Here is a 1561-nt window from a genome sequence, read left to right as displayed (position 1 = left end):
CGCGCGCACCGTTCGCGTCCGGCCGCCAGGCCGCGGGCGAGAGCTTGTCGCCGTTGCCGACCAGCCGGGCGACCTCGGGCATCGCGGCGTAGGCGGCGGTCTCGATCTGCGCGCCGCAGCCGGTGACGACGATCTCGGCGTCGGGCCGCTCGCGGTGCAGGCGGCGGATCGCCTTGCGCGCCTGCCGCCCGGCTTCCGTGGTGACGGCGCAAGTGTTGACCACGACGCGGTCGCGCCCGCGCGCGGTCGGCTCCGCGAGGCCGCGCATCACCTCGGCCTCGACCGTGTTCAGCCGGCAGCCGAAGGTCAGCGTCTCGACCGCCATCAGGCGGCGTCCTGGGCGAACAGGGCGGGCGCGAACCGGCCTTCGGCGACGAGGAAGACCGGGCCGGTCATCAGCACGTGGTCGTCGGCGCGCCACTCCACGAACAGGTCGCCGCCGGGCAGGCTCCCGCAGGCGGCGGCGGAGGCGGCGAGGAGGCCGGCGACGAGCGTGAGGCGAGGGCGGGTCAAGGCGGCGCTCCGGGGAAGGCAGTGGAGGCGAGGGCAGTGGAGGCAAAGGAAAAGGAGACAAGGGCGTCGAGGCTACGGCCGAGGCCGCCGCGAACCGAATCGGCACGGTCCCGTCTCGCCCGAAGGTAGTGACGAACACCGTCCTTCGCGAGGCCATGGACGCGCGTTCCGATCGCACGGCGCGCGGACGCGGCGGATCTGCCACGCCCCTCGCGCCGGAGGCCGGCCTTGCCATATACGGTGCTCCGACGGGCTCTCGGACGACGCCCGGCCCCCACCCCCGCGACGACGCGGTTCGAACCACCATGGCCGCATGAGCGCACTCGCCCACAGACGCTTCCTGAAGATGCACGGCGCCGGCAACGCGATCGTGGTGCTGGACCTGCGCGGCACCGACATCCGCGTCGCCCCCGAGGAGGCACGCGCCATCGCCGCCGATCCGGCCTCGAGCTTCGACCAGCTGATGGTGCTGCACGATTCCGCGAGCCGCGGCGCCGACGCGTTCATGCGGATCTACAACACCGACGGCTCGGAATCGGGCGCCTGCGGCAACGGCACCCGCTGCGTCGCCTACGCGATGCTCGACGACCCGGCCATGGCGCGGCCCGTCGAGACCGGGCGGCTGGTGCTGGAGACGGTCGCCGGCCGCGTCGAGGTCAAGCGCGTCGCCGAACGCTCCTTCACCGTCGACATGGGCCGCCCGCGCCTCGCCTGGAACGAGATCCCGCTGCGCGATCCGTTCCCGGACACGCGGCGGATCGAGCTGCAGATCGGGCCGATCGACGACCCCATCCTGCATTCGCCGGGCGCGGTGAACATGGGCAACCCACACGCGGTCTTCTTCACCGATCGCGATCCCGACACGTTCGACCTCGGGCAGATCGGCCCGATGCTGGAGAACCACCCGATCTTCCCCGAGCGCGCCAACATCTCGGTGGCGCAGGTCCGGGGGCGGGAGGCGATCAAGCTCCGGGTCTGGGAGCGCGGCGCCGGCTTGACGCTGGCCTGCGGCACCGCCGCCTGCGCCGCGCTCCCAGACCCGGAGCTT

The 1561-nt window shown here is 73.1% G+C and carries 1 protein-coding gene and 2 pseudogenes; 1 reads left to right on the top strand and 2 read right to left on the bottom strand.

The features are described 5' to 3' along the window. Together FV222_RS25605 and FV222_RS25600 are read right to left on the bottom strand one after the other, a co-directional pair. Positions 1-325: pseudogene (locus tag FV222_RS25605) on the bottom strand (tRNA (N(6)-L-threonylcarbamoyladenosine(37)-C(2))-methylthiotransferase MtaB); the annotation flags it as partial. Further along, positions 325-450 (bottom strand): annotated as a pseudogene (locus FV222_RS25600) (diaminopimelate epimerase); the annotation flags it as partial. The pseudogenes FV222_RS25605 and FV222_RS25600, both read right to left, overlap by 1 nt. Before the next feature lie 376 nt (positions 451-826). Between FV222_RS25600 and dapF the strand changes: the two are divergent. Beyond that, on the top strand, positions 827-1561 hold a 735-nt coding region (gene dapF, locus FV222_RS25595), incomplete at its 3' end, for a diaminopimelate epimerase (RefSeq protein WP_147815965.1).

The sequence above is a fragment of the Methylobacterium sp. WL103 genome, assembly GCF_008039885.1.
GTDB lineage: Bacteria > Pseudomonadota > Alphaproteobacteria > Rhizobiales > Beijerinckiaceae > Methylobacterium > Methylobacterium cerastii.
Note: the sequence above shows the minus strand (reverse complement) of the source record. Positions and strands in the feature narration are given on the sequence as shown.